A 23,999-nucleotide genomic window follows, 5' to 3' on the forward strand; every position below is an offset into this window, starting at 1 on the left:
CGGAAGAGCTTCAGGCTTGAACCGAATCCTCTTCCTTGTGAGCGGTGTGCAGCACTTCGATCAGGCAGTCTTCCAGTTCGAAGCGTTCGTGCAACAGGCCGCCCAGTTCCTTGAATTTCTCTGCCACGCACTTGCCGGCATCGCACAGGTCATTGAACGCGAGCAGCTTCTCGGTGATGACGTCGATCCGCGGGTAGATCGTCTCGGCCAACTCAAGGCCGCGGGTGTCGCCAAACGCTTTGGCTTCGCCCGTCAGCTGTTCGTAGATCTCGAAGTGCCCGGCAGACACGTAATCGACCAGCACGCCGCAGAACTCCTGCAATGGCTTGCGATTCTCGCCCAGAGCCTCAGGCTTGGCGCCGAGAGCATCATAGGCCCGAACCAGTTCGTGACGCTCCTGCAACCAGCGATCGATCAGCAGATGCACTCCACCCCAGCGTTCCTGAGCATTCTGACAACTTTCGAGCATGGTGATCTCTCTTCCCTTGTGGGTCATGCTGCCCTACACCTGTCGCACACTTGAAGATCAAGGATCGGCCAGGCAGAGCGTCATTCGAGCAACATAATTCCAATGACACGTGCGGGCCAGATTATGCCCGCGCGACTGTGGCTTCAAGGTACGCAGGAGATAAAGTTCATACAAGTGTTTAATCGCCCACCAGCGCGGGGTGCGACGACTCACCGCTGAGCGGTCGATGGCAGGCGATGCGGACAAGGCGCAGCAACTGGTAAATACTCAGAATCGTCATGGCGACAAAGAACAGCAAACTCCACTCCGGGAGGCTCAGGTCGAACAGCGTCCAGGAAATCTGTGCACAGTCGGCCGTGCCGTTGAACATTTGCTGCACAACGTAAACCCAGGGGTTGCTTGCGAACAGACCGGCCAGATCGGGTGAACACGTGGACAGCTGTTGCAGCGGATCGCCTTGCAATAGTACCTGGCGCCATGCGGTCACTGTTCCTGCCAGACTGCACAGCAAAGCCAGCAGCCAATACAGGAAAGATCCAAAACGGGCGGGCCCATGCACCGAAGCCATCAGGCAGACGCCCGTGAGCATCGCCAGACAAATCCGCTGCAACAGGCACATGCCGCACGGCTGGAGGCCGACCGCATATTCCAGGTAGTAGGAAACGCCCAAGGCCAGGGCGCCGGCAACGAAAACCATGAAAAACAAGGAGCGTGAGCAGGCCAGCGACATGGCTTTTCCGTACCAATAGAGACAAGTGGTTACGGTAGAGGAAAGCGCGCCAGCCTTACAAGACAGGGCAGCAGAGAGACTTCAACAGAAGTGTAGGGAATTCCCGACAGCATCTGGAGGATCAGACGTAGTCCTCTGTAGGAATCTGCCTTCGAAGCATTACGAAGGTAAGAAAACGTCGTTGGAACACGTATCTTGTGGCAAGGGAGCAAGCCCCCTCGCCACACGATCAGGCGTGAACCGGAACTGGCAACGGCGCAGCCAGCAGGCGTTCATCCAAGAGGCCAAGGCCTTCCTGAAACAGCTGATTGCTGCGCTCGGTGTCACCCAATTGCGCCAGTAATCGCGCCAGCTCCGCACAGGCCTCCGGGTTGCGCTGCACGCGCAGGCTACTTTCCAGATAGTCACGAGCCTTGCCCCACAGACTGTTTTGCAAACACAGGCGACCCAGGGTCAGCAACAGGCTCGGGTCCGCCGGATGATTCTTCAGCCAGCCCTCGGCAGCCTGCAGCTGACGTGCCGGATCACTGCCGCGAACCAGTCCGTAAAGGCGCGCCAGATGGCTGTCGTAGTTGCGCTTCAGCGCCGTTCGCAGCACCTCTTCGGCCTCGACCTGGGCCCCGATCTGCCGAAGTTGCTCGGCATACGCCAACACCAGTTGCGGCTCCTGGCGCTGTGCCGAGGTGAGTTGCTGCCAGGCGCGGTTGAGCGATTGCAAGCCGACGGTTCCGTCTTCTTCCTGCCGCGCTGCCAGGGACAGGTTTTCCCCCCAGGCCCGGCGCTCCAGTTCGGCCAGCTCGGCGGGTGGCAGGACCTTGTCCTTGCGCAGCTCCGGCAGCAGGCGAATCACGGCCGACCAGTCACCGCGCTGTTGATGCAAGCGCTGCAACTGGCGCAAGGTCTGGACGTGATGAGGGTGACGCTCATGCATGGCCTGCAAGGTCACCAGGGCGCCCTCGGTGTCACCGCGGTCAGTCTGCAATTGAGCGTGGCTCAAGGCTATCGCCAACTCGGCCTGGGGCTGGCGTTCCAGCGCACGCTCGAGCAGGCTGTCACTTTCCTCGTAGTGACCTTGTTCGTTCGCGGCGCGGGCAGCGCCGAGGTAATAAAGCAGTGGCTGGCGCTCGGCTTCCGCGGCGCGATGCAAATGACGCTGCGCGCTGGCCCAACGGCCTTCGGCCAGGTCCATCTGACCGTGTTCGATCGCCACTTGCACCCGACGACTGCGATTGCGCCGCGACCAGGGATTGACCACGCCACTCGAGGTCGTGACCAATTCGACCAATGCCTTGATGCCCCAGAAAACCAGCCACAACACCAACACCAACGCCAAGGTCGCCCACAGGCTCGATTCGAAACGGAAGCTCTTGTAAGCGATCAGCACGTAGCCGGAATGCTCGGCAATCGCCAATCCCAAAGCGGCGGCAGCGGCAATGACCAGAAACACGATCACATAGAGACGCTTCATGGCGTGGCCTCCTGCAGGGTGTTTGCGGCAGGCTTGGCCATGGGTTTCATCGAGTCCTCGGCATTGACATTACGTCGCTCGAGATAGCCCTGAACCGCGCTGAGCGTGCCGGTCAGATCCGGCGTGACAACTGTGACCGGCTGCTTGCTCAGCTCGCCCACCTGCTCAAGCATCACTTTGCTCTGCGGGTTGTCCGGGTTGAAGTTGCCTTTGAGCACGTCCCGCGCCTCGTCCAGCGCCTGGGTGTAAACCGCGGCCTGACCGTTGAGTGCCGCCCACTGCGCCTGTTCCAGCGCCAGGCTCAGGGCCAGACGCACCTGACTCAGGCTCTGCCCTGCCAGCAGCGGACGCACATTTTTATCGGCATTGAAATCGATGCGGATGTAACGCGAGATCTGATCCCACCACTGCGCCCAACGACTGGCGCCGTCACCATCGGCGGTCAAACCCAGCAGGGATTCGCCGCGATCTTTGTACTCGGGTGCCAGCTCGGTGAGGTTGATCACCTGATCTCGCAACGCCCCCAGTCGCAGGAAAAGACCGGTGCGATCCGGCTGTTCAGTGCTACGCAAGGCGACGAGGGTTTTCGCCACTTGCTCGCGAGCGGCGAAGGAACCCGGATCGTTCTGTTCACGAAGAATTTCGTCGGCGCCCTGCACCAGGGCCTGAGCGCTGCTGATGTCCTGCAACGCCGAAAGCCGCAGGCTGGCCAGGCGCAGCAAGTGCTCGGCCTCAGCCAGACGCCAGTCCTTGCGGCTCGCGCCGAGGACAGTTTCCAGACGTTGATTCAATCGCTGCTGATCGCCTTGCAGTTGAATCACCAGGCGGCTGCGAGCGTCTAGCTCCTCGGCGGCAGGCATTTGCTCAAGGCGCGCACTCAGCCGTTGTTCGTTCAGCTTCAGACTTTGTGCCTGATCGTTCAACGCCTGCACCTGACTCAGCTGCTGCTGCGTATTGGCTTGCAGGTGACGCACCTGCCAGACGCCCCAACCGCCCACCGCCACACCGGCGGCGCCCAACAGCAACGCGACTATTGCCAGCCCGTTGCCTCGGCGCTGCTCTGCAGCAGGTGGCGCAGTTTCAACCGGAGCTTCAACCGGCGCATCGAGCACTGGCTGGACGTCATCTTTAGGCAAGGCTGTTTCGTTCACGTATCCATCCTTTGCATCAGAGAACGGGTTCGGGATGCTCCCGTAACGCCGTCAGCAAAGCCGCGGCACTGGCGCCACGACAATCCACAACTGTTTGGGCTCCGGCGGCACGTGCCAGCTCGGCGACCCTGGGGCTTGGAACAAACAACGGCAACTGCGCCAATTGTGCCCAGGTATCGCCGGCCAATTGATGCAGGTGCTCAAAACCCTGTCCACTGCTGACCACCAGCCCGTTCAAGCGTTCCGCCTTGATCCGCTCAGGCAGTGCTGCTGGCGGGTACTGCGGTAGGTCGCGGCGGTATAACTCCAGATACTCGACACTAGCACCAAGCTCGCGCAAACGCTCAGCGAGCAACTCGCGCCCGCCCTCTCCCCGCATGATCAACACCCGTGGATCGGGCCGCGCGACAGCCTCGCGCAACGGCGCCAGTTCCAGCAAGGCTTCGCTGTCATCACCCTCGCCGGGGAAACTCACGTCCAACCCGTGATCATCGAGAATCTGCGCAGTCGCGGCGCCCACGCTGAACCACTTCAGGCGCGGTGGCTGCGGCCAATACTGACTGATCAGATCCACAGCCATTCTGGCGGCCGGCTTGCTGACCACGATCACCGCGCAGTAACGATCCAGCTGCCGGATCACCTCGCGCATTGTGTCAGAGGCAGGAATCGGTTCAATTTCCAAAAGCGGCAAACTGCTGCTGAAAACCCCCGCCTGGGCCAAAACCTCGCTCAGCGCCGCCGCCTCATCCGCGGGACGTGTCAGCAGCAAGCGCCAGCCTGTCACTCGTGACCCGCCTCGCCATAGACCGCCTTCAGAATGTCATTGGCGCCCTGATTCAGAAGGTCTTCGGCCACTCGCACACCAAGGGCTTCGGCATCGCTACGCGGCGCACGGGCTTCGGCGCTGAGCAGCAACCCGCCGCTCGGGTCGCCTACCAGACCGCGCAACCAGATCTGCTCGCCTTCCAGCACGGCGTAGCAGGCGATCGGCACCTGGCAGCCGCCATTCAGATGCTTGTTAAGCGCACGTTCGGCGGTCACGCGGGTGGCGGTGTCCTGATGGTGCAGAGGCGCGAGCAAGGCGTGGATTTCGATGTCGGCCGTTCGGCATTCGATACCGACGGCACCCTGGCCACCGGCCGGCAGACTGTCGTCGACGCTGATGGCCGAGGTGATGCGATCTTCGAAGCCCAGGCGAATCAGGCCGGCAGCCGCGAGGATAATGGCGTCGTATTCGCCGGCATCAAGCTTGGCCAGGCGCGTGTTGACGTTGCCACGCAAGAAGCGGATTTCCAGGTCCGGGCGGCGGGTCAACAACTGGGCCTGACGGCGCAGGCTGGAGGTGCCGACGATACTGCCTTGCGGCAGTTCATCCAGGCTAGCGTAAGTATTGGAGACGAAGGCATCACGCGGGTCTTCTCGCTCGCAGATGCAGAACAGACCGAGGCCTTCGGGGAAGTCCATCGGTACGTCTTTCATGGAATGCACGGCGATGTCGGCTTCGTTCTCCAACAACGCGGTTTCCAGTTCCTTGACGAACAGGCCCTTGCCGCCGATTTTCGACAGCGGTGAGTCCAGCAGCTTGTCGCCGCGACTGACCATGGGTACCAGTGTCACAAGCAAACCCGGATGGGCCGCTTCAAGACGGGCTTTGACGTATTCGGCCTGCCACAGGGCGAGAGCACTTTTGCGGGTGGCGATGCGGATTTCGCGAGAGGACATGGATCAATCCGTACTGAATAGATACGGCGGATAATAACAGCTCAGTCAAACTGACTTTGACTTGTATCAGGTATTGCCTGGCCTCCCTGGCCCCGGATGTCCGGCAATCGGGTGAGCAATTCGCCTGCGGATAGCGAATTAAAGCTGTTGCATCATTTTGCGCACACCCGCCACATGACGCCGACTGACGATCAGGGCGTCGCCGTTCAGGCCTTTGAGGAAGAGCTGAAAATGTCCCAGAGGCGTGCGTTGCAGGCGCTCGATGCGTTCGCGGGCAACCAGGGCGTTGCGGTGGATGCGCACGAATCGGTCGCCGAACTCATCTTCAAGGGCCTTGAGCGGCTCATCCAGCAGCACCTCGCCGCCTTCGTGGCGCAAGGTCACGTATTTGTGGTCGGCAATAAAGTAAACCACCTGACCCAAAGGGATCAGTTCAATACCTTTACGGGTTCGCGCGCTGATATGGCTGCGCGGGCCGCTGCCGGTTTCGGCGGCGGGACGGGTCAAAGCCGCAAGCTGGACCCGATTGGGCCGCTCGGCTTTCTTCAACGATTCATGCAATTGTTCTGTACGCACAGGTTTCACCAGATAGCCTACGGCGCTGGCCTGTAAGGCTTCCACGGCAAATTCATCGGGCCCTGTGCAAAACACCACGGCAGGCGGGGTTTCACGTTCGCATAACCGTGCAGCCACTTGCAGGCCATCGAGGCCCGGCATGTGGATATCGAGCAACACGATATCCGGCTTGTGGCTGTCGATCAGTGCCAACGCTTCTTCGCCGTTCGTGGCGCTCGGCTCCAGGACACTGTATCCCTCGAGTTCGCCGACCATTCGGCTCAGGCGCTCGCGGGCAAGGGGTTCGTCATCAACGATCAGGACATTCATATTGCGCTGGATTCCTGCGTGAGTCTCGCACAAGGATAGCGTAGACAGGTGAAGTGACGTCCGTCACCGCGATCCACGCTAAGACTAGCGCGAGGGCCAAAAAGTGCCGCCAGGCCGACGGCTAAATTTTCATCTGCCGGGCAATTGGCGGCCCAGGCCCGCGTTGGCGAGGCATCGCCGTAGGATTTGCTGATACACAATACGAACACCCCCTCTTCTTATAGTCCGCTGCGACAAGAAGTGCGCTGATCCCTACTGTCCAACTGTAGACGGTTGCCGGGACGTTATTGCTCAATTGAAAAATATCGTTGTGCAATTCATGTCCCGCTGGCTTCGAGCATAGGCCGGGATTTGAGAAAAAAACGTGTCAACCAGTGTCAGCGACAGCATTGGCAACCCTGTTATTATCCGCGACAGCTTTCAACGTCATATTTCTTCAGCCGATACGAGCGAATTCATGAGCACTGACAAGACCAATCAGTCCTGGGGCGGCCGCTTCAGTGAACCCGTCGACGCCTTCGTCGCCCGCTTCACCGCCTCCGTCACCTTCGACCAGCGCCTGTATCGCCACGACATCATGGGCTCGATCGCCCACGCCACCATGCTGGCCAAGGTCGGCGTACTGACCGATGCCGAGCGCGACAGCATCACCGATGGCCTGAAGACCATCCAGGGTGAAATCGAAGCCGGTCAGTTCGACTGGCGCATCGACCTCGAAGACGTGCACATGAACATCGAAGCGCGCCTGACCGACCGCATCGGCGTGACCGGTAAAAAGCTGCACACCGGCCGCAGCCGTAACGACCAGGTCGCCACCGACATCCGTCTGTGGCTGCGTGACGAAATCGACCTGATCCTGGCGGAAATCACACGCCTGCAGAAAGGCTTGCTGGAACAGGCCGAACGTGAAGCCGGCAGCATCATGCCGGGCTTCACCCACCTGCAAACCGCACAGCCGGTGACGTTCGGTCACCACATGCTGGCCTGGTTCGAAATGCTCAGCCGCGACTACGAGCGTCTGGTCGACTGCCGCAAGCGCACCAACCGCATGCCTTTGGGCAGCGCTGCGCTGGCGGGCACCACTTACCCGATAGACCGCGAATACACCGCGCAACTGCTGGGCTTCGACGCCGTGGGCGGCAACTCGCTGGACAACGTGTCCGATCGTGACTTCGCTATCGAGTTCTGCTCGGCCGCGAGCATCGCGATGATGCATTTGTCGCGCTTTTCCGAAGAGCTGGTGCTGTGGACCAGCGCGCAGTTCCAGTTCATCGATCTGCCGGACCGCTTCTGCACAGGCAGCTCGATCATGCCGCAAAAGAAAAACCCTGACGTGCCGGAACTGGTGCGTGGCAAGTCCGGCCGCGTCTTTGGCGCGCTGATGGGCCTGCTGACCCTGATGAAAGGCCAGCCACTGGCCTACAACAAGGACAACCAGGAAGACAAGGAACCGCTGTTCGACGCCGCCGACACACTGCGCGATTCGCTGCGGGCCTTTGCCGACATGATCCCGGCAATCAAACCCAAGCACGCGATGATGCGCGAAGCGGCACTGCGCGGTTTCTCCACCGCCACCGACCTGGCCGACTACCTGGTGCGTCGTGGCCTGCCGTTTCGTGATTGCCATGAAATCGTTGGCCACGCGGTGAAGTACGGTGTGGAAAGCGGCAAGGACCTGGCGGAAATGAGTCTGGAAGAACTGCGCAAGTTCAGCGACCAGATCGATCAGGACGTGTTCGCGGTGCTGACCCTCGAAGGTTCGGTGAACGCCCGCGACCATATCGGCGGGACTGCGCCGGCGCAGGTCAAGCAGGCGGTGGCTCGCGGTCAGGCATTGCTCGCCAACCGTTAAGACTGCAGTAATGATGGAGCTCGATGGCTTGACGGTCATCGAGCTTTTTTATGTCAGCCTGTTGCACGCGCCACTGCCCGCACTCGCTCCAGAAACGCAGGCGCTTCGGCCAGTCTGTCAGCGGCGACTTTTTGCACATTCGGATTATCCTCCAAGCGCCGCAGCAACGCCGAGGCGCCAGGCATGTCGGACAGGAAGTCGATGTTGAACAACCGCTTCCCGACGTCCACCGCCAGATCGACGCTGTAGAGAAAGTACAAATCGGCCAGGGAGAATTGCTCGCCCGCCACGTACGGAGCAAACCGTGCCCGGTGTTTCAAGGCAGTGAATCCTTTGATCAGGTCTCGCTTGGACTTGACCTTCAGCGCTTCGGGTGTCGGCCTGCCACCAAAGAACACTTCGACGTAACAGACTCGCGCTGGCAGTTCGATGTACAGCTCGATTTCCTTGGCCAAGGCTCGAACGCCTGCCCGGGCAAACGGGTCTTTGGGGAGCAGCGAAATGCCTGGCTGGGTGTCTTCGATGAAATCAAGGATCGCGTCCGTCTCGCTCAGGAAACCTTGTTCCGTCTCCAGCACTGGCACTTTTCCGCGCGGGCTCACGGCAAGGATGTCCGGGTTCTGGCATCCATGAAAGGGGACTGTTTCAAACGGCACGCCTTTTTCCAGGAGTGCCAGTTTGACCATGTTGAAATAATTACTGGCCGCAAAGCCAAACAGCTTGAGCATCACCGGTTCTCCTTGACCGTGCAGATTCGGCGCTCAAGGTAAACATTGCTCGATATCCTGTAAGTGTTCGCTTATTACCGTATGCGACTAAAACGACTGAAAGTGCCGCCCGACAAGGATGACGGCCATTTGGGACAAAAGATTACGAAGCTTCTGACACGCAAAATGGCCGTTCCCTTCTTTATCGCTTGGACGCGATCATCGCCATGAACGCTGGCATCGCCGCATCCTTGTCTGCCGCAATCCGCTGCACGTTCGGATTCTGCTCCAGACTCTCCAGCAACACCCTGGCCGCCGGCATGTCCGCCAACAGGTCAATACCAAAAAGCTTCTGCCCCACCGCACAGGCCAGCGGCACGCTGTATAGGAAATACAAATCCGCAATGCTCAGGCTGTCGCCCGCTACATAAGGGGCAAACTTGCCGTGCCGTCCTAGCGAGGCAAAACCCAGCAGCAACTCGGCTTTGGCCTTGTCCTTGATCGCGTCCGGCACCGACATACCGAAAAATGCTTCGCCGTAGCAGGCACGACCCGGCAGCTCGATGTACAGCTCGATTTCCTTGGCCAGCGCGAGGACCTGCGCCCGTTCGAGGGGATCGCCCGGCAGCAGCGGCGTGCCTTTCTGGCTCTGCTCGATGTATTCGAGAATCACACTGGTTTCGTTGATGAAACCCTGCTCCACACCCAGCACCGGCACCTTTCCGCGCGGGCTGATAGCCAGCGCTTCGGGGCTCTGGCCAGCGTAAAACGGCACTTCTTCGAAGGGCAGTCCTTTCTCCAGCAGCGCCAGCTTCACCATGTTGTAGTAGTTGCTGACGGAAAATCCATAAAGCTTGAGCATCACTAAGCCTCCAGGCCGTGCGGGGTTGGCAGTGGTGTTTATAGATCGCCCGGGCATTTCTCGCCAGCAGCATCACAGCGCTGAATGCAGGTAAACTGGCCGCCTTTCCTTGAGGAGCCTGCCATGAGTGAGCCAACCCCCGACAACAACCAAGACGATATCGACGAAGAAGAGTTCGCCGAAAACACCCTGATCGAAGCCATCGAAAACCAGATCGAAAGCGACAATCCGCCTGCCGCCAAGGCGACCTTCAACAAGCTGACCCTGGTCGGTTACGAACGTGAAGAAATCCTCAATCTGATGGCGCACGTTTTGGCGGTGGAAATCGACGCGATCCTCGAAGAAGACCGCGCGTTCAATACCGAGTGGTATGAAACGGCGCTACGTGCGCTGCCAGAGCTGCCACCGGAGAAGAAATAAGTCGTCATTGCCGGATGGGGCTTTTGTGGCGAGGGAGCCCCCTTCATCAGCCAGTCGCACTCCCGCACACAAATTGTCACCCATCATTCCCGCCTTCTCCCAGACCCTGACTACACTGGAACGCACCCCGCTGCCGAGCCACCCGCCGGGGGAATGCACCTCAAGGAAAAAACCCTGTCGCGGGCACTGGACATGCCGCGCGAGTGGGATCACCTTAGGGGCGCTGTCGTCCAATTCCTAGAAAGTCTGGAGTCCTTATGTCGCTTACCCCTGAGTTGGTTGCCGAACTGGAAATCCTCGCACTCTTCAACCTGGACAGCTCCCAGGAAGGTTTGAAAATTCATCAGACCGCTGCCCCGAAAGCCATTGCTGCCGCTCGACGCCTGTACGAAAAAGAACTGATCGACCAGCCCGATGGCGGTTATCTGACAAGTCTGGGGCGTGACGCCGCGCAAAGTGTACAAACTGTCCTTACCATTCTCAGCGTTGAAGAAACCGCATAAGTATCACCGCATCGCCCACGGAAACCCCTGCTACGGGATTTCCGCGGGCACACTTGGCCGCCCCTCGATAGAAATCTGACGCCAAAAACAAAATCCGCTTAAAAGTCCCGCGACCGAGGCGCTAAACTCCTCTTCATTCCGAGACCTCCGACGTCCGAGCCCTGCGAGCCGGTTTGAGCTGACATGACCCGCACCCATGAAATCCGCCCTGATCTGGACGAGGGGATCGACCGCAAGGTTCTCAGCCAGCTGCGCGCACGCTTTTTAAAACTCAACGAGGGCCGCATGGCCCGCGCCATGGATGGGCTGTCGACCCGCCAGCAAGGGGTGTTGACCCTGCTGCCGCTGTTTTTCCACGTCAATCACCCGCTGTTGCCAGGTTACGTTTCGGGTAGCACGCCCGCCGGTTTGTCGAACTTCGAACCCGACGCCAACGCCCTCGCCGAAGCCCAACGCCTGACCCGATCGTTTTCCTATAAGCCGCGCCACGGCAGCAATCCGCCGCGCCCGATTCACGGCCTGTTCCTGATGGGCAGCCTCGGGACCCTCGCTCAGGCAGATCAGAGCGACATGGACGTCTGGGTCTGTCACGCACCGGACTTGAGCGAAAGCGAACTCAACGAGCTGAGTAGAAAGTGCCAGTTGCTTGAAGCCTGGGCCGCGAGCCAGGGCGCCGAGGCGCATTTCTTCCTGATCGACTCGGCCCGTTTCGTACTCGGCGAGCGGGACAATCAGCTGAGCTCCGAAGACTGTGGCACCACCCAGCATTATCTGCTGCTGGACGAGTTCTACCGCACCGCCATCTGGCTAGCCGGACGCACACCGATCTGGTGGCTGGTGCCGGTATACGAAGAGGCCGCATACGACCGCTACACCCACGCGCTACTATCCAAACGCTTCATCCGTGCTGACGAAAGCCTTGACCTGGGGCATCTGGCGTACATCCCTCCCGGCGAATTCATCGGTGCCGGACTTTGGCAGCTGTTCAAGGGCATCGAGTCTCCCTACAAGTCGGTGCTCAAGCTGTTGCTGACCGAGGTCTACGCCAGCGAACACCCCAGGGTTCAGTGCCTGAGCCTACGGTTCAAGCAAGCCGTGTTTGCCAATCGGCTCGACCTCGATGAGCTGGACCCCTACATCATGGTCTACCGGCGCATCGAGGAATACCTCACCGCCCGGGGCGAACCGGAGCGTCTGGAGCTGGTGCGCCGCGCGCTGTACCTGAAGGTCAACCGCAAACTCACCGGCAGCAGCGGTCGCACCCAGAGCTGGCAACGCTCTTTGCTTGAACGCCTGGCCGGCGAATGGCAGTGGGATCATCGTCAACTGGCCTTACTCGACAGCCGCAGTCAGTGGAAAGTCCGTCAGGTCAGCTCTGAGCGCCGGGCGTTGGTCAACGAGCTCAATTACAGCTACCGCTTTCTGACCGAGTTCGCCCGCAGCGAACAGACCGTCAGCCTGATCAACAAACGTGACCTCAATGTGCTGGGACGACGCCTGTACGCGGCGTTCGAGCGCAAGGCGGACAAGGTTGAGTTCATCAACCCCGGCATCGCCCCGGATCTGGCCGAAGACACCCTGACCCTGGTGCACGCGCCGAACAAGAAAGAATCGGGGCAAACCCAGTGGGGCTTGTACAACGGCAGCTTGACCGCCCTTGAGTGGGAGCATTTCGCGCCGATCAAGCGCAGCCGCCAACTGCTGGAACTGCTGACCTGGTGCCATCGCAACGGCGTGATCGACAGCAGCACCCGTCTGGCGCTGCATCCCGGCGAGAGTGACCTGAGCGAGTTCGAACTGTTCAACCTGCTCGGCAGTTTGCAACAGAGCATCGCCCTGCCCCTGCCCACCGTCGCCGAAGAACCGTTGCTGCGCGCCAGCGTGCCGGGCGAAGTGCTGATTCTGGTGAACGTCGGGGTCGATCCACTCAAGCATCACCGCGACCTGAATATCCTGATGACCACCGAACGCACTGATTCACTGAGTTACGCCGGGGTCCGGGAAAACCTGGTGCTGACCCTGGATCAGGTCACGCTCAACAGCTGGAACGAGGTGCTGGTCAATCGCTTCGACGGTCCTCATGCACTGCTCGACTGCCTGCGCGATTACCTCAACAACCTGCCCAACGGCCCGCGGCAACCCAAATTGCGCGTGCGTTGCTTCTGCCATAACCGCGCGCAGTTCATCGCCCAGCGGGTTGAAGAAGTGATCGACACCGCACAGAACCTGCTGCTGAGCAAACTCAACCATCGCTACGTGATTCAGGTCCAGCAGCATTACCACGTGCTGGAACTGGTGCCGGGCCAGGTCAATCACGTCGCCCTCGCCACCCTGCCGGCGCTGTTCGATTATCTGGGCGAAGAGCTGGCGAGCTACAGCCCGCTGCACCTGGACCCTATGGCGCTGGAAGACCACGACCTGGCGCTGATTCTGCCCATGGGCCAGCCAGACTGCATTCAGGTGTTCTACCGGATTCACGACGACAAGGCCGATCTGTACGTGCTGGATGAATTCAATGCCTTGTGGCAGCAGCGTTTGCCCTATCACGACGAACAAAGCCTGCTGGTGCCATTGCAACGTTTCCTGCAATCGATCCAGTACCGGCGCGAAGCCTTGCAGCCGATGGACGCCGCCCAGCCATTGAGCCTGGACACTTTGTATTATCAGTTGCTGCCCTCCGGCCCCGGGCGAGCGCGTCGGGTCGAAGCCCGGACCGCGCCGCAAACCCCGGTCAACAAACCGTTCTACGACGTGCAGGCGATCGTCGGCAAAGCCGCACCAGGTCAGGTGCAGGTCACGTTGTATTGCAATCAGCGGGAATTTTCAGAACTGGAACATGGCGACCAACTGTTCAGTGTGGTCGCCCGGGAAATTGTCGAACAGCGCCGCGAGACCGAACGCTATCGCTGCTACATCACCGACCTGGACCTCTCGGGCCTGCTCGGTGATGGTCAGAGTTCAAGCAATTTGTATCTGCGCTATAAGGTCGATCTGGAGCGCGCATTGAACGACGCGCTCGAGCTGGTCTGAGGGGAGGTTATTCCGGAAAGTCGCCGCCATGGGCGGGCTGCGATTCGACTTCCAGCAGGGTCAGCTGGAGGGTTTTGCCACCCGGTGCGGGCCAATCGATGTGCTGCCCGACTTTAAGGCCGAGCAACGCACTGCCCACTGGCGCCAGAATCGAAATCCTGCCTTCATCGGCGTTGGCGTCCTTGGGGTAAACCAGTGTCAGGTGATAATCCTTGCCACTGCTCTCTTCACGGCAATGCACACGGGAGTTCATGGTCACGACATCGGCGGGCACTTCATCGTGACCGACCAGCGTATCGGCGCGATCCAGTTCGGTTTGCAGCGCGATAACGCCCGGCAGCGTGTCGTCCAGGCTGTCGATCAGGCGTTCCAGACGTTGCACGTCCAGTCGGGTAAGGGTGATGGAAGGTGCGGTCATGATCAGGGCAGACTCCTTTCTTCTGCACGAAAAAAGCAAAACCCCGCCAGAAAAAGGCGGGGTTTTCACGAGCCTCGATGGGTTGAGGCGTTTCTGGACACTATCACAGCTCAAAAAATATACAAGTCAGGGGCGAACACGGCACAGGCAGGTGGAAATTTCAATCTGGCACAGAGATGACTGTGTGGGAGCGGGCTTGCTCGCGAAGGCGGTGCGACAGTCAACATTGATATCAACTGATCCACCGCCTTCGCGAGCAAGCCCGCTCCCACAGGGTTGCGCGTCAGGCCAAGGATTTTCGCTGGATGGCCTGGGCGCAGATGACCCGTCGGCGATCGTCGTCGGCCGAACGCCATTCGCGGATGTCTTCGACGTGGCGAAAACACCCCAGACAGACCTTCTGTTCATCCAGCCGACACACGCCGCTGCACGGCGAAGGTACCGCTGGGCTGACGTTGCTGTAGAGCGGTTTGGGCGGACGAACGGGGGCAGGCCGGGTCACGATCTCACAGGCCTTCGAAATCGAATTTGACGCCGGCCTGTTGATCGACGATGCGCTCAAGCATCTCGCCGAGCTGCTCTTCGCTCTTGTCGCACATCCAGCGCTCGCTCTCTTCGTCGTAGTCGAAGTGGAAGCCACCCGACACCGCCGCCAGCCACAACTGACGCAGGGGTTCCTGACGACTGAAGATCAACTGGCTGCCGTTTTCGAACTTGACGGTGAGCACACCGGCCGAGCTCTCCAGGTCGATATCCAGGTCGCTCTCGTCGAAAATATCCTCCAGCGATTGCTGGGTGGCATCGACCAGATCGTGGAAACGGGCTTCGGTCAAACTCATTACGGCAACCTCAAAAAGTGTCTGTTCACGCTCAAGCGCCGCAAGATACGGGCGAGCCCCGGTGATTGCAAAGGATAACGACCAAGGGCCGAATTAGGTACATCAAACGCGGTCCTTGTGTCTGGCTAGCAAGCATCAGGCAAAGCCCCGCCGGACGGGAGCCCCGTCGCATAGGCAATCCGCCGGGTGGCCGGTATACTCCGGCGCAATTAACGCATTTTCAAGGATTTCGCCATGAAGCGCCTGATCTCTTCCCTTGCTGCGCTCGCTACGCTTGTCGCTTTTGCCAGCCTGATGTCGGCCTGCGGTCAAAAAGGCCCGCTGTACCTGCCCGACGAAAACCAGGACCCTGCCGAACAGGCGCAGTCCTCGCAGAAGCAGCCGTCGAAAGCACACAAGCACGACGTCTACCAATAAGGGAACGCCATGGACGCTTTTAACTACCGTGACGGTGAGCTGTTCGCGGAAGGTGTTGCCCTGTCCGCCATCGCCGAACGCTTTGGCACACCGACCTACGTCTACTCCCGCGCCCACATCGAAACGCAGTACCTGGCGTTCGCCGATGCGCTGGCCGGCATGCCGCACCTGGTCTGCTTCGCGGTCAAGGCCAACTCCAACCTGGGCGTACTGAATGTCCTGGCGCGTCTCGGCGCCGGTTTTGACATCGTCTCCCGTGGCGAGCTGGAACGCGTTCTGGCCGCCGGCGGCAGCCCCGACAAAATCGTGTTCTCTGGCGTCGGCAAGACCCGTGACGACATGCGTCGCGCCCTGGAAGTCGGCGTTCACTGCTTCAATGTCGAATCCACCGACGAGCTGGAGCGTCTGCAAGCGGTCGCCGCCGAGCTGGGCGTTCGCGCGCCAATCTCGCTGCGCGTGAACCCGGACGTCGATGCCGGCACGCACCCGTACATTTCCACCGGTCTCAAAGAAAACAAGTTCGGCATCGCCATCGCCGACGCCGAGGACGTGTACATCCGCGCCGCGCAGTTGCCGAACCTGGAAGTGGTCGGCGTCGATTGCCACATCGGTTCGCAACTGACCACCCTGCCGCCGTTCATTGATGCCCTCGACCGGCTGCTGGGCCTGGTCGACCGTCTCGGCGATTGCGGGATTTACCTTCGCCACATCGATCTCGGTGGTGGCCTGGGCGTGCGTTATCGCGATGAAGAGCCGCCACTGGCTTCCGACTACATCAAAGCCGTGCGCGAGCGTCTCGACGGTCGTGACCTGGCGCTGGTGTTCGAGCCGGGCCGCTTCATCGTCGCCAACGCCGGCGTACTGCTGACCCAGGTCGAGTACCTCAAGCACACCGAACACAAAGACTTCGCCATCGTCGATGCGGCCATGAACGACCTGATCCGCCCGGCGCTGTATCAAGCCTGGATGGACGTCACCGCCGTGCGCCCTCGCGCTACCGCCGCTCGTGCCTACGACATCGTCGGGCCGATCTGCGAGACGGGCGATTTCCTGGCCAAGGATCGTGAGCTGGCGCTGGAAGAAGGCGACCTGCTGGCCGTGCATTCGGCCGGCGCCTACGGGTTTGTCATGAGTTCCAACTACAACACCCGCGGCCGTGCCGCTGAAGTGTTGGTGGACGGTGATCAGGCAGTTGAAGTGCGTCGCCGTGAGACGGTAGCCGAGTTGTTCGCTGGCGAAAGCCTGCTGCCGGAGTAAAACCATGCTGCTGCGTTTTACCAAGATGCACGGCCTGGGCAATGACTTCATGGTCCTCGACCTGGTCAGCCAGCACGCGCACATCCTGCCCAAACACGCCAAGCAATGGGGCGATCGGCACACGGGCATCGGCTTCGACCAGTTGCTGATCGTCGAAGCACCGAGCAACCCGGACGTGGATTTCCGCTATCGGATCTTCAACTCTGACGGCTCCGAAGTGGAACAGTGCGGCAACGGTGCGCGCTGTTTCGCCCGTTTTGTGCTCGACAAGCGCCTGACCGCAAAACGGCAGATTCGCGTTGAAACCAAAAGTGGCATTATCGAGCTGGATATCCGCAGTGATGGCCAGATCAGCGTCAACATGGGCGCACCGCGCCTGGTGCCGGCCGATATTCCGTTCGTCGCCGACGATCAGGCGCTGAGTTACTCGCTCGACGTCGACGGTACTGCCGTGGAATTGGCCGCTGTGTCGATGGGCAACCCGCATGCGGTGTTGCGCGTCACGGATATCAACAACGCACCGGTGCATGAACTGGGGCCGAAAATCGAACATCACCCGCGCTTCCCGGCGCGGGTCAATGTTGGTTTTCTCCAGGTCATCGACCGCAACCGCGCGCAGTTGCGCGTATGGGAACGTGGCGCCGGGGAAACCCAGGCCTGCGGCACCGGCGCCTGTGCTGCCGCAGTGGCCGCGATCAGCCAGGGGTGGATGGATTCGCCGCTATTGATCGACCTGCCCGGCGGGCGCCTGTCCATTGAATGGGCAGGACCTGGCCAACCGGTCGTGATGACCGGCCCGGCAGTCCGTGTTTATGAAGGACAAGTACGTCTTTGAGTGAGTCAAACCTATGACCGACAAGCCCCAGGTTCCCGCCCTACAGCCCGACGAATCCCCTTCCGAAAGCCTTGAGGCGGCGGCAATCGCCGCGTACCTGGAGGCCCATCCGGATTTCTTCGTCGAGCACGAAGAACTGCTCCCGGCCCTGCGCATTCCGCACCAGCGTGGCGACACCATTTCGTTGGTCGAACGCCAGATGACCATCCTGCGCGACCGCAACATCGAATTGCGTCATCGCCTCTCGCACTTGATGGACGTGGCCCGCGACAACGACCGGCTGTTCGACAAGACCCGCCGCCTGATTCTCGCGCTGATGGACGCCACCAGCCTGGAAGACGTGGTGATCAGCGTTGAAGACAGCCTGCGTCAGGATTTCCAGGTGCCTTTTGTCAGCCTGATCCTGCTGGGCGACAACCCGATGCCGGTGGGCCGCTGGGTGACCTACGCCGACGCGCAAACGGCCATTGGCGGTCTGCTCTCGGAAGACAAAAGTGTCAGCGGCAGCCTCCGTGAGCATGAGCTGGACTTCCTGTTCGGCGAAGAGCAGCGCAAGCAAATCGGCTCCTCCGCCGTGGTCGCCATCAGCCACCAAGGCATTCACGGCATCCTGGCCATCGCCAGCCGCGATCCGCAGCACTACAAAAGCTCGGTGGGCACGCTGTTCCTGAGCTACATCGCCGAAGTCATGGGCCGCGTGCTGCCACGGGTCAACATCTCGCTGCGCTCGGTACGCTGATCGTGGAACGGCAACTGGACGCTTACTGCGAACACCTGCGCAGTGAGCGGCAGGTGTCGCCCCATACGCTATACGCCTATCGCCGCGACCTCGACAAAGTGCTGGGCTGGTGCGTCAAACAGAACATTGGCAGCTGGGCCGCGCTGGACATCCAGCGCCTGCGCAGCCTGATCGCTCGCCTGCATTCTCAGGGGCAATCGTCCCGCAGCCTGGCCCGGCTGCTCTCGGCGGTGCGCGGGCTTTATCACTATTTGAACCGCGAAGGCCTTTGCGACCACGACCCGGCTAACGGTCTGGCTCCGCCCAAAGGCGAACGAAGGCTGCCGAAAACCCTCGACACTGACCGTGCGCTGCAACTGCTTGAAGGTGCGGTGGAGGATGATTTCCTCGCGCGCCGGGATCAGGCGATTCTGGAACTGTTCTATTCCTCCGGGTTGCGCCTTTCGGAACTGACCGGGCTCAATCTCGATCAGCTGGATCTGGCCGACGGCATGGTTCAGGTGCTCGGCAAGGGCAGCAAGACCCGACTATTACCGGTTGGTAAAAAGGCTCGCGAAGCGCTGGAGCTGTGGCTGCCACTGCGAGCCATGACCCATCCGGCGGATGACGCGGTGTTTGTCAGCCAGCAAGGCCGACGCCTCGGACCTCGGGCGATTCAAGTGCGCGTCAAGGCCGCTGGCGAGCGTGAGCTGGGACAGAACCTGCACCCGCACATGCTGCGGCATTCATTCGCCAGTCACCTGCTGGAATCTTCTCAAGACCTGCGAGCGGTGCAGGAATTACTCGGCCACTCGGACATCAAGACCACCCAGATTTACACCCACTTGGACTTCCAGCACCTGGCGACGGTCTATGACAGCGCCCATCCACGGGCCAAACGCATTAAGGGCGATGATTCATGACCATCCAATTGATCACTTTCGACCTCGACGACACCCTGTGGGACACCGCCCCGGTGATCGTCAGCGCCGAAGCCGTACTGCGTGAATGGCTGACGGAACATGCACCGAATCTGGGCGCGGTGCCGGTGGAGCATTTGTGGACGATTCGTGAACGAATTCTGAGCAGTGAACCTGGTCTCAAACATCGTATTAGCGCGCTGCGTCGCCGGGTGCTTTTTCATGCACTGGAAGAGGCCGGTTACGATCATGGCCAGGCGTCTGACCTGGCCGATCAGAGTTTTGAAGTGTTTCTGCATGCGCGGCATCAGCTGGAAATCTTCCCGGAGGTGCAGCCGACGCTAGAGATTCTCGCCAATCATTACGCCTTGGGCGTGGTCACAAACGGTAATGCTGATGTGCGTCGACTGGGGCTGGCGGATTACTTCAAGTTTGCCTTGTGCGCCGAAGACATCGGCATCGCCAAACCGGATGCGCGCCTGTTTCATGAGGCGTTGCAGCGTGGTGGTGCGACGGCAGAGACGGCGGTGCACATTGGCGATCATCCGGGTGATGACATTGCCGGGGCGCAGCAGGCAGGGTTGCGGGCGGTCTGGTTTAACCCGCAAGGCAAATTGTGGGAAGCACAGAAGGCGCCGGATGCCGAGATCCGCAGCCTGACCGAATTGCCGGCGTTGTTGGCGCGGTGGAGCGCCCATCAACCATCTTGATGACACACGACCCCTGTAGGAGCCGAGCTTGCTCGCGAAGAGGCCGTCACATTCAACAGTTATATTGGCTGACACACCGCCATCGCGAGCAAGCTCGGCTCCTACAAGGGTTGCGCCAAGCCAGAGCCTTTTGTTTCACCCATGAAAAAGCCCGCAGCGACGGCGGGCTTTTTCAGCAATCAAGGGCAGACGCTTAGATAGGCCGGCTGCCGTACTTGTTGTCAGGCTTCTTGGGCGGATCGGCGACCACATTGGCCTCCACTTCCTGCACCTTCCCGCCCTTGGCCAAAAACTCTTCCATGGCCCGCGCGAGAGCATCGCGTTCCTTGTTCTTGGCTTCGACACTCGGCAGCTCATCGACCGATACCGCAGCCTTGGCCTTGCCTTTGGCGGCCGGAACGGGCGCGTCACCACCGTCGTCTTCAACGACGTCGTCCGCCGCGGCTTCCAGACCTTCTTCGGTTTCGTCGTCGCCTACTTCGAGGTCGTCGTTTTCCAGATCATCGTCGCTCATGTTCTACCTCATGACTTGCGAAAAGCAGATTAGTTATAGCCCAGCTTCGCCATCTGTCGAAGGTTGCCGGAAAAATTCGTTAACCGCTTGTGACCAGCGGTTTATGCCCCGTCACCGTGCACGGTGGCGAGGACTTTACGGGCACCGCCATGATCACGGTGCTCGCCCAGATAAACGCCTTGCCAGGTCCCCAACGCCAGTCGGCCCGCCGAAATCGGCAAACTGAGCTGACAGCCAAGTACGCTGGCCTTGAAGTGCGCCGGGAGGTCGTCCAGGCCTTCGTCGTTATGCTCATAGCCGTCTGTTCCTTGTGGGATCAGACGATTGAAAAATCGTTCGAAGTCGCGACGTACCGCCGGATCGGCGTTCTCGTTGATGGTCAACGACGCCGAGGTATGCTGTAACCACAGATGCAAAAGACCAACCCGGCACGCCTTCAGTTCAGGCAGGCCGGCGAGTAACTCGTCCGTTACCAGATGAAAGCCCCGAGGCTTGGCCCGCAGGGTAATCAGAGTCTGTTGCCACATACAGTTCTCCGCACGTTCGGGGCGCATTCTAGCGCGCTCTGGGAAAAAACAAAGGCCCTAATATTCCTTCAATCATGTAAGCGATTAGCCGCAGAAAAACGCCCGCCGCAAACGCCACTAAACGTGTACGAAAAAACCTTTCAGCAGTGCCTGTACTGACAAACTCCAGACAAAAAAATGCCCGGCAAGCCGGGCAAGTTTCTTGTGCGCGTCTTACAAGTTGTAGCCGCGTTCGTTGTGAAGTGCCAGATCGATACCGACAGCCTCTTCTTCTTCGGTGATACGCAGACCCATGACGACGTCCAGTACCTTGAGAATGATGTAAGTGACGATCGCTGTGTAGATCACCGTGAAGCCCACGCCTTTGCACTGAATCCAGACTTGCGCGGCGATGTCGGTGACGGTGCCGAAGCCACCCAGCGACGGTGCAGCGAACACGCCGGTCAGGATCGCGCCGAGGATACCGCCGATACCGTGCACACCGAAGGCGTCCAGGGAGTCGTCATAACCGAGTTTGCGTTTCAGGGTGGTTGCGCAGAAGAAGCACACCACGCCCGCTGCCAGACCGATCACCAGGGCGCCCATCGGACCCACGGTGCCAGCGGCTGGAGTGATGGCAACCAGACCGGCGACCACGCCCGAAGCAATACCCAGTGCACTTGGTTTGCCGTGGGTGACCCACTCGGCGAACATCCAGCCCAATGCGGCAGCAGCGGTTGCGATCTGAGTCACGAGCATCGCCATACCGGCAGTGCCGTTGGCCGCTGCAGCGGAACCGGCGTTGAAACCGAACCAGCCGACCCACAGCATCGCAGCCCCCATCAGGGTGTAACCGAGGTTGTGCGGTGCCATCGGGGTGGTCGGGAAGCCTTTACGCTTGCCCAGTACCAGGCAGGCAATCAGGCCGGCCACACCGGCGTTGATGTGCACCACGGTGCCGCCGGCGAAGTCCAGCACGCCCCAGTCCCACATCAGGCCGCCGTTGCCGGACCAGACCATGTGTGCAATCGGTGCGTAAACCAGGGTGAACCAGATGCCCATGAAGATCAGCATCGCGGAGAATTTCATCCGCTCGGCGAAAGCACCGACGATCAGGGCTGGGGTAATGATGGCGAAAGTCATCTGGAAGGTGATAAACACCGCCTCAGGGAACAGCGCCGCCGGACCGGTCAGGCTCGATGGCGTGACACCGGCGAGGAAGGCCTTGCCCATACCGCCAAAGAACGAGTTGAAGTTGACGACGCCCTGTTCCATGCCGGTGGTGTCGAACGCGATGCTGTAGCCATAAATGACCCACAGAATGCTGATCAGACCGGTAATGGCAAAGCACTGCATCATCACGGAAAGAATGTTTTTCGACCGAACCATGCCGCCGTAGAACAGCGCGAGGCCGGGAATGGTCATGAACAGCACGAGGGCTGTCGAGGTCATCATCCAGGCGGTGTCGCCGGAATTCAGGACTGGGGCCGCCACTTCGTCTGCTGCCATGGCCAGGCTGGGCATTACGAGGGACAACAGGGCTCCTAGCCCTGCGAATTTACGCAGAGTCATATTGTTTTCTCCTGGGGCGTTGGGGTTTGTGGCGGCTTAGATTGCGTCGGTATCGGTTTCGCCGGTACGGATGCGAATCGCCTGTTCCAGATTGACCACGAAGATCTTGCCGTCACCGATCTTGCCGGTGTTGGCAGCCTTGGTTATCGCCTCGATAACCCGGTCCAGATCCTTGTCGTCAATGGCGACATCGATCTTCACCTTGGGCAGGAAATCGACCACGTATTCCGCGCCGCGATACAGCTCGGTGTGACCCTTCTGCCGACCGAAGCCTTTGACTTCAGTTACGGTAATGCCCTGCACGCCGATTTCGGACAGCGATTCGCGCACGTCGTCCAACTTGAACGGCTTGATGATGGCAGTGACTAGCTTCATGAAAACTCTCTCCCGAATTGGTGGACTTGCCCCAGGAAAACAAACCCGACTCAAGTCTAAGCGCAGTGCCTGGCTTTGTAACGCATCGTCGGCCTTGATTGCCCGTACGACGCCAGCTAACCACTCCGCACGAAACACTTCCCCCGTTCCGCTTGGCGCACTGCATTCGTCACAGCGACTGCATCAGTGCATGGGTCACTACCGTCTAAGCAGAAAGCTTGCCATCTCGCCTAAAGTCATTGAATTCAACACGTTGACCCCGCAAACGCCGGTTGACGCGGGTTTGGCCTAGCGGTTACGCACAACAACGGTGCGACGCCGTCCGTCCGCATGCGCGAAAAGCGTGCATGGCCAGTGGTCGGAATTGACTATAGACGCTGCGTGATACACTGCCCGACAATGTTCCCAGGACCTTTCCCATGCTCGCGCCCAAAGACTTCCTTGACGCCCTGACCGGCACCGCCTCCCGCCTCTTCAGCGGCGACACCCCACTGCCGAAAAGCGAAATCGAAAGCCAGTTCAAGGCCTTGCTACAGAGCGGATTCAGCAAGCTGGATCTGGTGAGCCGGGAAGAGTTTGATAGTCAGATGGTTGTGCTGGCACGCACCCGGGCGCGGCTGGAAAGTCTCGAGGCGAAGGTGGCGGAGCTGGAAGCTAAGCTGAATCCTCCAACCGAGTAACACACCGATTCCTCTGTGAAATGCGATCCCCTGTGGGAGCGGGCTTGCCCGCGAATGGGGTCGCCTCGGTCTACCAGCCATCCCGCACGGGATAAACCACCCCCGTAGGAGCTGCCGCAGGCTGCGATCGTTTGATCTACAAGCCCTCAAATATCCCGGCACCTTCCTACAACAAAACCACCGCCGTCCGATTGCACCGCAATGCCTCCGGTTTCTATGCTCATCTACAGCTGAATAATCAGCTCTGGGTTTGGCGACCCGGAAGACCCCGACGCACCGCGACCACATTCGACCGAGGAATTTATTCCCATCTCGAATTATGGCGGCTATGCGTGGGAGACCTTAGGGTCTGCCGGTTCTCGGGCGTCACCGGTTCGCCAACCCGCGCATGGCTGCCACCCTTCTCGTTTGGCGACGATCAGAGGCAGTTTTCTTCATT

General features: G+C 60.1%; 27 protein-coding genes and 1 pseudogene. 11 read left to right on the forward strand and 17 right to left on the reverse strand.

The features are described 5' to 3' along the window. Positions 1-10 precede the first annotated feature (10 nt). The 8 genes and pseudogenes from ACYZT9_RS25795 to ACYZT9_RS25830 form a co-directional block, all read right to left on the reverse strand. Positions 11-469 (reverse strand): Rsd/AlgQ family anti-sigma factor, encoded by a 459-nt coding sequence (locus ACYZT9_RS25795; protein ID WP_007899333.1) that lies wholly within the window; start codon positions 467-469, stop codon positions 11-13. A gap of 178 nt (positions 470-647) precedes the next feature. Further along, positions 648-1,199: a disulfide bond formation protein B gene (locus ACYZT9_RS25800; protein WP_462007980.1), complete on the reverse strand. Its 552-nt coding sequence runs from the start codon at positions 1,197-1,199 to the stop codon at positions 648-650. A 229-nt stretch (positions 1,200-1,428) separates the two neighbouring features. Next, complete coding sequence (locus ACYZT9_RS25805; RefSeq protein WP_462007981.1) at positions 1,429-2,667, reverse strand: heme biosynthesis HemY N-terminal domain-containing protein; 1,239 nt, start codon at positions 2,665-2,667, stop codon at positions 1,429-1,431. Next, entirely contained in the window at positions 2,664-3,818 is a 1,155-nt protein-coding gene (locus ACYZT9_RS25810) for a uroporphyrinogen-III C-methyltransferase (RefSeq protein ID WP_462007982.1), read from the reverse strand. Before ACYZT9_RS25810 ends, ACYZT9_RS25805 begins: the two co-directional genes overlap by 4 nt. 16 nt (positions 3,819-3,834) lie before the next feature. Next, positions 3,835-4,602, reverse strand: a complete 768-nt coding sequence (locus tag ACYZT9_RS25815; protein ID WP_462007983.1) for a uroporphyrinogen-III synthase — start codon at positions 4,600-4,602, stop codon at positions 3,835-3,837. Next, positions 4,599-5,540: a hydroxymethylbilane synthase gene (gene hemC / locus ACYZT9_RS25820; RefSeq protein WP_462007984.1), complete on the reverse strand. Its 942-nt coding sequence runs from the start codon at positions 5,538-5,540 to the stop codon at positions 4,599-4,601. The genes ACYZT9_RS25815 and hemC overlap by 4 nt, the downstream gene beginning before the upstream one ends. Positions 5,541-5,678: 138 nt before the next feature. Beyond that, positions 5,679-6,425: a LytR/AlgR family response regulator transcription factor gene (locus ACYZT9_RS25825; protein ID WP_462007985.1), complete on the reverse strand. Its 747-nt coding sequence runs from the start codon at positions 6,423-6,425 to the stop codon at positions 5,679-5,681. Next, positions 6,422-6,538: pseudogene (locus tag ACYZT9_RS25830) on the reverse strand (sensor histidine kinase); the annotation flags it as partial. The gene ACYZT9_RS25825 and the pseudogene ACYZT9_RS25830, both read right to left, overlap by 4 nt. 344 nt (positions 6,539-6,882) lie before the next feature. On the opposite strand from ACYZT9_RS25830, the gene argH reads away from it, so the two are divergent. Further along, positions 6,883-8,277, forward strand: a complete 1,395-nt coding sequence (gene argH / locus ACYZT9_RS25835; protein ID WP_462007986.1) for an argininosuccinate lyase — start codon at positions 6,883-6,885, stop codon at positions 8,275-8,277. 53 nt (positions 8,278-8,330) lie between these two features. Here the strand turns inward: argH and ACYZT9_RS25840 are convergent, their stop codons facing one another. Then, entirely contained in the window at positions 8,331-9,005 is a 675-nt protein-coding gene (locus tag ACYZT9_RS25840; RefSeq protein ID WP_462007987.1) for a glutathione S-transferase family protein, read from the reverse strand. A gap of 181 nt (positions 9,006-9,186) precedes the next feature. Continuing rightward, a complete protein-coding gene (locus ACYZT9_RS25845) occupies positions 9,187-9,846 on the reverse strand; it encodes a glutathione S-transferase family protein (RefSeq protein ID WP_462007988.1) in 660 nt (219 codons plus the stop codon). A gap of 123 nt (positions 9,847-9,969) precedes the next feature. Here ACYZT9_RS25845 and ACYZT9_RS25850 point away from each other — a divergent pair, with 123 nt between their 5' ends. From ACYZT9_RS25850 to ACYZT9_RS25860, 3 genes are all read left to right on the forward strand, one after another. Further along, positions 9,970-10,266, forward strand: a complete 297-nt coding sequence (locus ACYZT9_RS25850; protein ID WP_282376168.1) for a hypothetical protein — start codon at positions 9,970-9,972, stop codon at positions 10,264-10,266. A gap of 257 nt (positions 10,267-10,523) precedes the next feature. Then, positions 10,524-10,769: a TIGR02647 family protein gene (locus tag ACYZT9_RS25855; protein WP_462007989.1), complete on the forward strand. Its 246-nt coding sequence runs from the start codon at positions 10,524-10,526 to the stop codon at positions 10,767-10,769. Between the two features lie 183 nt (positions 10,770-10,952). Next, the gene (locus tag ACYZT9_RS25860) at positions 10,953-13,799 is read left to right on the forward strand and encodes a class I adenylate cyclase (RefSeq protein WP_462007990.1); all 2,847 of its coding nucleotides are present in this window, start codon (positions 10,953-10,955) and stop codon (positions 13,797-13,799) included. Between the two features lie 7 nt (positions 13,800-13,806). On the opposite strand, the gene rnk is transcribed toward ACYZT9_RS25860, so the two are convergent. From rnk to cyaY, 3 genes are all read right to left on the reverse strand, one after another. Continuing rightward, entirely contained in the window at positions 13,807-14,217 is a 411-nt protein-coding gene (rnk, locus tag ACYZT9_RS25865; RefSeq protein WP_462007991.1) for a nucleoside diphosphate kinase regulator, read from the reverse strand. Positions 14,218-14,500: 283 nt separating this feature from the next. Continuing rightward, positions 14,501-14,719, reverse strand: a complete 219-nt coding sequence (locus tag ACYZT9_RS25870; RefSeq protein WP_462007992.1) for a DUF1289 domain-containing protein — start codon at positions 14,717-14,719, stop codon at positions 14,501-14,503. A gap of 4 nt (positions 14,720-14,723) precedes the next feature. Beyond that, positions 14,724-15,056, reverse strand: a complete 333-nt coding sequence (gene cyaY, locus ACYZT9_RS25875; RefSeq protein ID WP_462007993.1) for an iron donor protein CyaY — start codon at positions 15,054-15,056, stop codon at positions 14,724-14,726. 234 nt (positions 15,057-15,290) lie between these two features. Between cyaY and lptM the strand changes: the two genes are divergently transcribed. Genes lptM through ACYZT9_RS25905 form a run of 6 tightly spaced genes read left to right on the forward strand, consistent with a single transcriptional unit; the run spans position 15,291 to position 19,913 of the window. Beyond that, positions 15,291-15,473, forward strand: coding sequence for an LPS translocon maturation chaperone LptM (lptM, locus tag ACYZT9_RS25880; RefSeq protein ID WP_462007994.1), 183 nt, complete (start codon positions 15,291-15,293; stop codon positions 15,471-15,473). A 9-nt stretch (positions 15,474-15,482) separates the two neighbouring features. Further along, positions 15,483-16,730 (forward strand): diaminopimelate decarboxylase, encoded by a 1,248-nt coding sequence (gene lysA / locus ACYZT9_RS25885; RefSeq protein ID WP_462007995.1) that lies wholly within the window; start codon positions 15,483-15,485, stop codon positions 16,728-16,730. A 4-nt stretch (positions 16,731-16,734) separates the two neighbouring features. Further along, the gene (gene dapF, locus ACYZT9_RS25890; RefSeq protein WP_462007996.1) at positions 16,735-17,565 is read left to right on the forward strand and encodes a diaminopimelate epimerase; all 831 of its coding nucleotides are present in this window, start codon (positions 16,735-16,737) and stop codon (positions 17,563-17,565) included. 13 nt (positions 17,566-17,578) lie between these two features. Further along, entirely contained in the window at positions 17,579-18,304 is a 726-nt protein-coding gene (locus ACYZT9_RS25895; RefSeq protein WP_462007997.1) for a DUF484 family protein, read from the forward strand. A gap of 2 nt (positions 18,305-18,306) precedes the next feature. Next, positions 18,307-19,206: a tyrosine recombinase XerC gene (gene xerC, locus ACYZT9_RS25900; RefSeq protein ID WP_462007998.1), complete on the forward strand. Its 900-nt coding sequence runs from the start codon at positions 18,307-18,309 to the stop codon at positions 19,204-19,206. After that, a complete protein-coding gene (locus ACYZT9_RS25905; RefSeq protein ID WP_462007999.1) occupies positions 19,203-19,913 on the forward strand; it encodes an HAD family hydrolase in 711 nt (236 codons plus the stop codon). Before xerC ends, ACYZT9_RS25905 begins: the two co-directional genes overlap by 4 nt. Positions 19,914-20,106: 193 nt before the next feature. On the opposite strand, the gene sutA is transcribed toward ACYZT9_RS25905, so the two are convergent. The 4 genes from sutA to glnK form a co-directional block, all read right to left on the reverse strand. Beyond that, a complete protein-coding gene (gene sutA / locus ACYZT9_RS25910) occupies positions 20,107-20,427 on the reverse strand; it encodes a transcriptional regulator SutA (RefSeq protein WP_462008000.1) in 321 nt (106 codons plus the stop codon). A 101-nt stretch (positions 20,428-20,528) separates the two neighbouring features. Further along, the gene (locus tag ACYZT9_RS25915; protein WP_462008001.1) at positions 20,529-20,954 is read right to left on the reverse strand and encodes a secondary thiamine-phosphate synthase enzyme YjbQ; all 426 of its coding nucleotides are present in this window, start codon (positions 20,952-20,954) and stop codon (positions 20,529-20,531) included. Positions 20,955-21,167: 213 nt separating this feature from the next. Then, positions 21,168-22,505, reverse strand: coding sequence for an ammonium transporter (locus tag ACYZT9_RS25920; protein ID WP_462008002.1), 1,338 nt, complete (start codon positions 22,503-22,505; stop codon positions 21,168-21,170). Between the two features lie 36 nt (positions 22,506-22,541). Beyond that, on the reverse strand, positions 22,542-22,880 hold the full coding sequence (gene glnK / locus ACYZT9_RS25925; RefSeq protein WP_002555808.1) for a P-II family nitrogen regulator: 339 nt from the start codon (positions 22,878-22,880) through the stop codon (positions 22,542-22,544). A 419-nt stretch (positions 22,881-23,299) separates the two neighbouring features. Here glnK and ACYZT9_RS25930 point away from each other — a divergent pair, with 419 nt between their 5' ends. Continuing rightward, complete coding sequence (locus ACYZT9_RS25930; protein ID WP_008030504.1) at positions 23,300-23,560, forward strand: accessory factor UbiK family protein; 261 nt, start codon at positions 23,300-23,302, stop codon at positions 23,558-23,560. Positions 23,561-23,999: the final 439 nt, after the last annotated feature.

Source organism: Pseudomonas sp. ZT5P21 (genome assembly GCF_054897785.1).

What these genes read in the sequence shown, in the direction of transcription:
- ACYZT9_RS25895 (WP_462007997.1), top strand. Translation starts at nt 17,579, where the DNA reads ATGACCGACAAGCCCCAGGTTCCCGCCCTACAGCCCGACGAATCCCCT.
- ACYZT9_RS25825 (WP_462007985.1), bottom strand. Translation starts at nt 6,425, where the DNA reads ATGAATGTCCTGATCGTTGATGACGAACCCCTTGCCCGCGAGCGCCTG.
- ACYZT9_RS25805 (WP_462007981.1), bottom strand. Translation starts at nt 2,667, where the DNA reads ATGAAGCGTCTCTATGTGATCGTGTTTCTGGTCATTGCCGCTGCCGCC.
- ACYZT9_RS25845 (WP_462007988.1), bottom strand. Translation starts at nt 9,846, where the DNA reads ATGCTCAAGCTTTATGGATTTTCCGTCAGCAACTACTACAACATGGTG.
- hemC (WP_462007984.1), bottom strand. Translation starts at nt 5,540, where the DNA reads ATGTCCTCTCGCGAAATCCGCATCGCCACCCGCAAAAGTGCTCTCGCC.
- ACYZT9_RS25795 (WP_007899333.1), bottom strand. Translation starts at nt 469, where the DNA reads ATGCTCGAAAGTTGTCAGAATGCTCAGGAACGCTGGGGTGGAGTGCAT.
- lysA (WP_462007995.1), top strand. Translation starts at nt 15,483, where the DNA reads ATGGACGCTTTTAACTACCGTGACGGTGAGCTGTTCGCGGAAGGTGTT.
- ACYZT9_RS25930 (WP_008030504.1), top strand. Translation starts at nt 23,300, where the DNA reads ATGCTCGCGCCCAAAGACTTCCTTGACGCCCTGACCGGCACCGCCTCC.
- ACYZT9_RS25800 (WP_462007980.1), bottom strand. Translation starts at nt 1,199, where the DNA reads ATGTCGCTGGCCTGCTCACGCTCCTTGTTTTTCATGGTTTTCGTTGCC.
- ACYZT9_RS25905 (WP_462007999.1), top strand. Translation starts at nt 19,203, where the DNA reads ATGACCATCCAATTGATCACTTTCGACCTCGACGACACCCTGTGGGAC.
- cyaY (WP_462007993.1), bottom strand. Translation starts at nt 15,056, where the DNA reads ATGAGTTTGACCGAAGCCCGTTTCCACGATCTGGTCGATGCCACCCAG.
- ACYZT9_RS25860 (WP_462007990.1), top strand. Translation starts at nt 10,953, where the DNA reads ATGACCCGCACCCATGAAATCCGCCCTGATCTGGACGAGGGGATCGAC.
- ACYZT9_RS25855 (WP_462007989.1), top strand. Translation starts at nt 10,524, where the DNA reads ATGTCGCTTACCCCTGAGTTGGTTGCCGAACTGGAAATCCTCGCACTC.
- ACYZT9_RS25920 (WP_462008002.1), bottom strand. Translation starts at nt 22,505, where the DNA reads ATGACTCTGCGTAAATTCGCAGGGCTAGGAGCCCTGTTGTCCCTCGTA.
- rnk (WP_462007991.1), bottom strand. Translation starts at nt 14,217, where the DNA reads ATGACCGCACCTTCCATCACCCTTACCCGACTGGACGTGCAACGTCTG.
- ACYZT9_RS25915 (WP_462008001.1), bottom strand. Translation starts at nt 20,954, where the DNA reads ATGTGGCAACAGACTCTGATTACCCTGCGGGCCAAGCCTCGGGGCTTT.
- ACYZT9_RS25850 (WP_282376168.1), top strand. Translation starts at nt 9,970, where the DNA reads ATGAGTGAGCCAACCCCCGACAACAACCAAGACGATATCGACGAAGAA.
- dapF (WP_462007996.1), top strand. Translation starts at nt 16,735, where the DNA reads ATGCTGCTGCGTTTTACCAAGATGCACGGCCTGGGCAATGACTTCATG.
- argH (WP_462007986.1), top strand. Translation starts at nt 6,883, where the DNA reads ATGAGCACTGACAAGACCAATCAGTCCTGGGGCGGCCGCTTCAGTGAA.
- sutA (WP_462008000.1), bottom strand. Translation starts at nt 20,427, where the DNA reads ATGAGCGACGATGATCTGGAAAACGACGACCTCGAAGTAGGCGACGAC.
- lptM (WP_462007994.1), top strand. Translation starts at nt 15,291, where the DNA reads ATGAAGCGCCTGATCTCTTCCCTTGCTGCGCTCGCTACGCTTGTCGCT.
- glnK (WP_002555808.1), bottom strand. Translation starts at nt 22,880, where the DNA reads ATGAAGCTAGTCACTGCCATCATCAAGCCGTTCAAGTTGGACGACGTG.
- ACYZT9_RS25840 (WP_462007987.1), bottom strand. Translation starts at nt 9,005, where the DNA reads ATGCTCAAGCTGTTTGGCTTTGCGGCCAGTAATTATTTCAACATGGTC.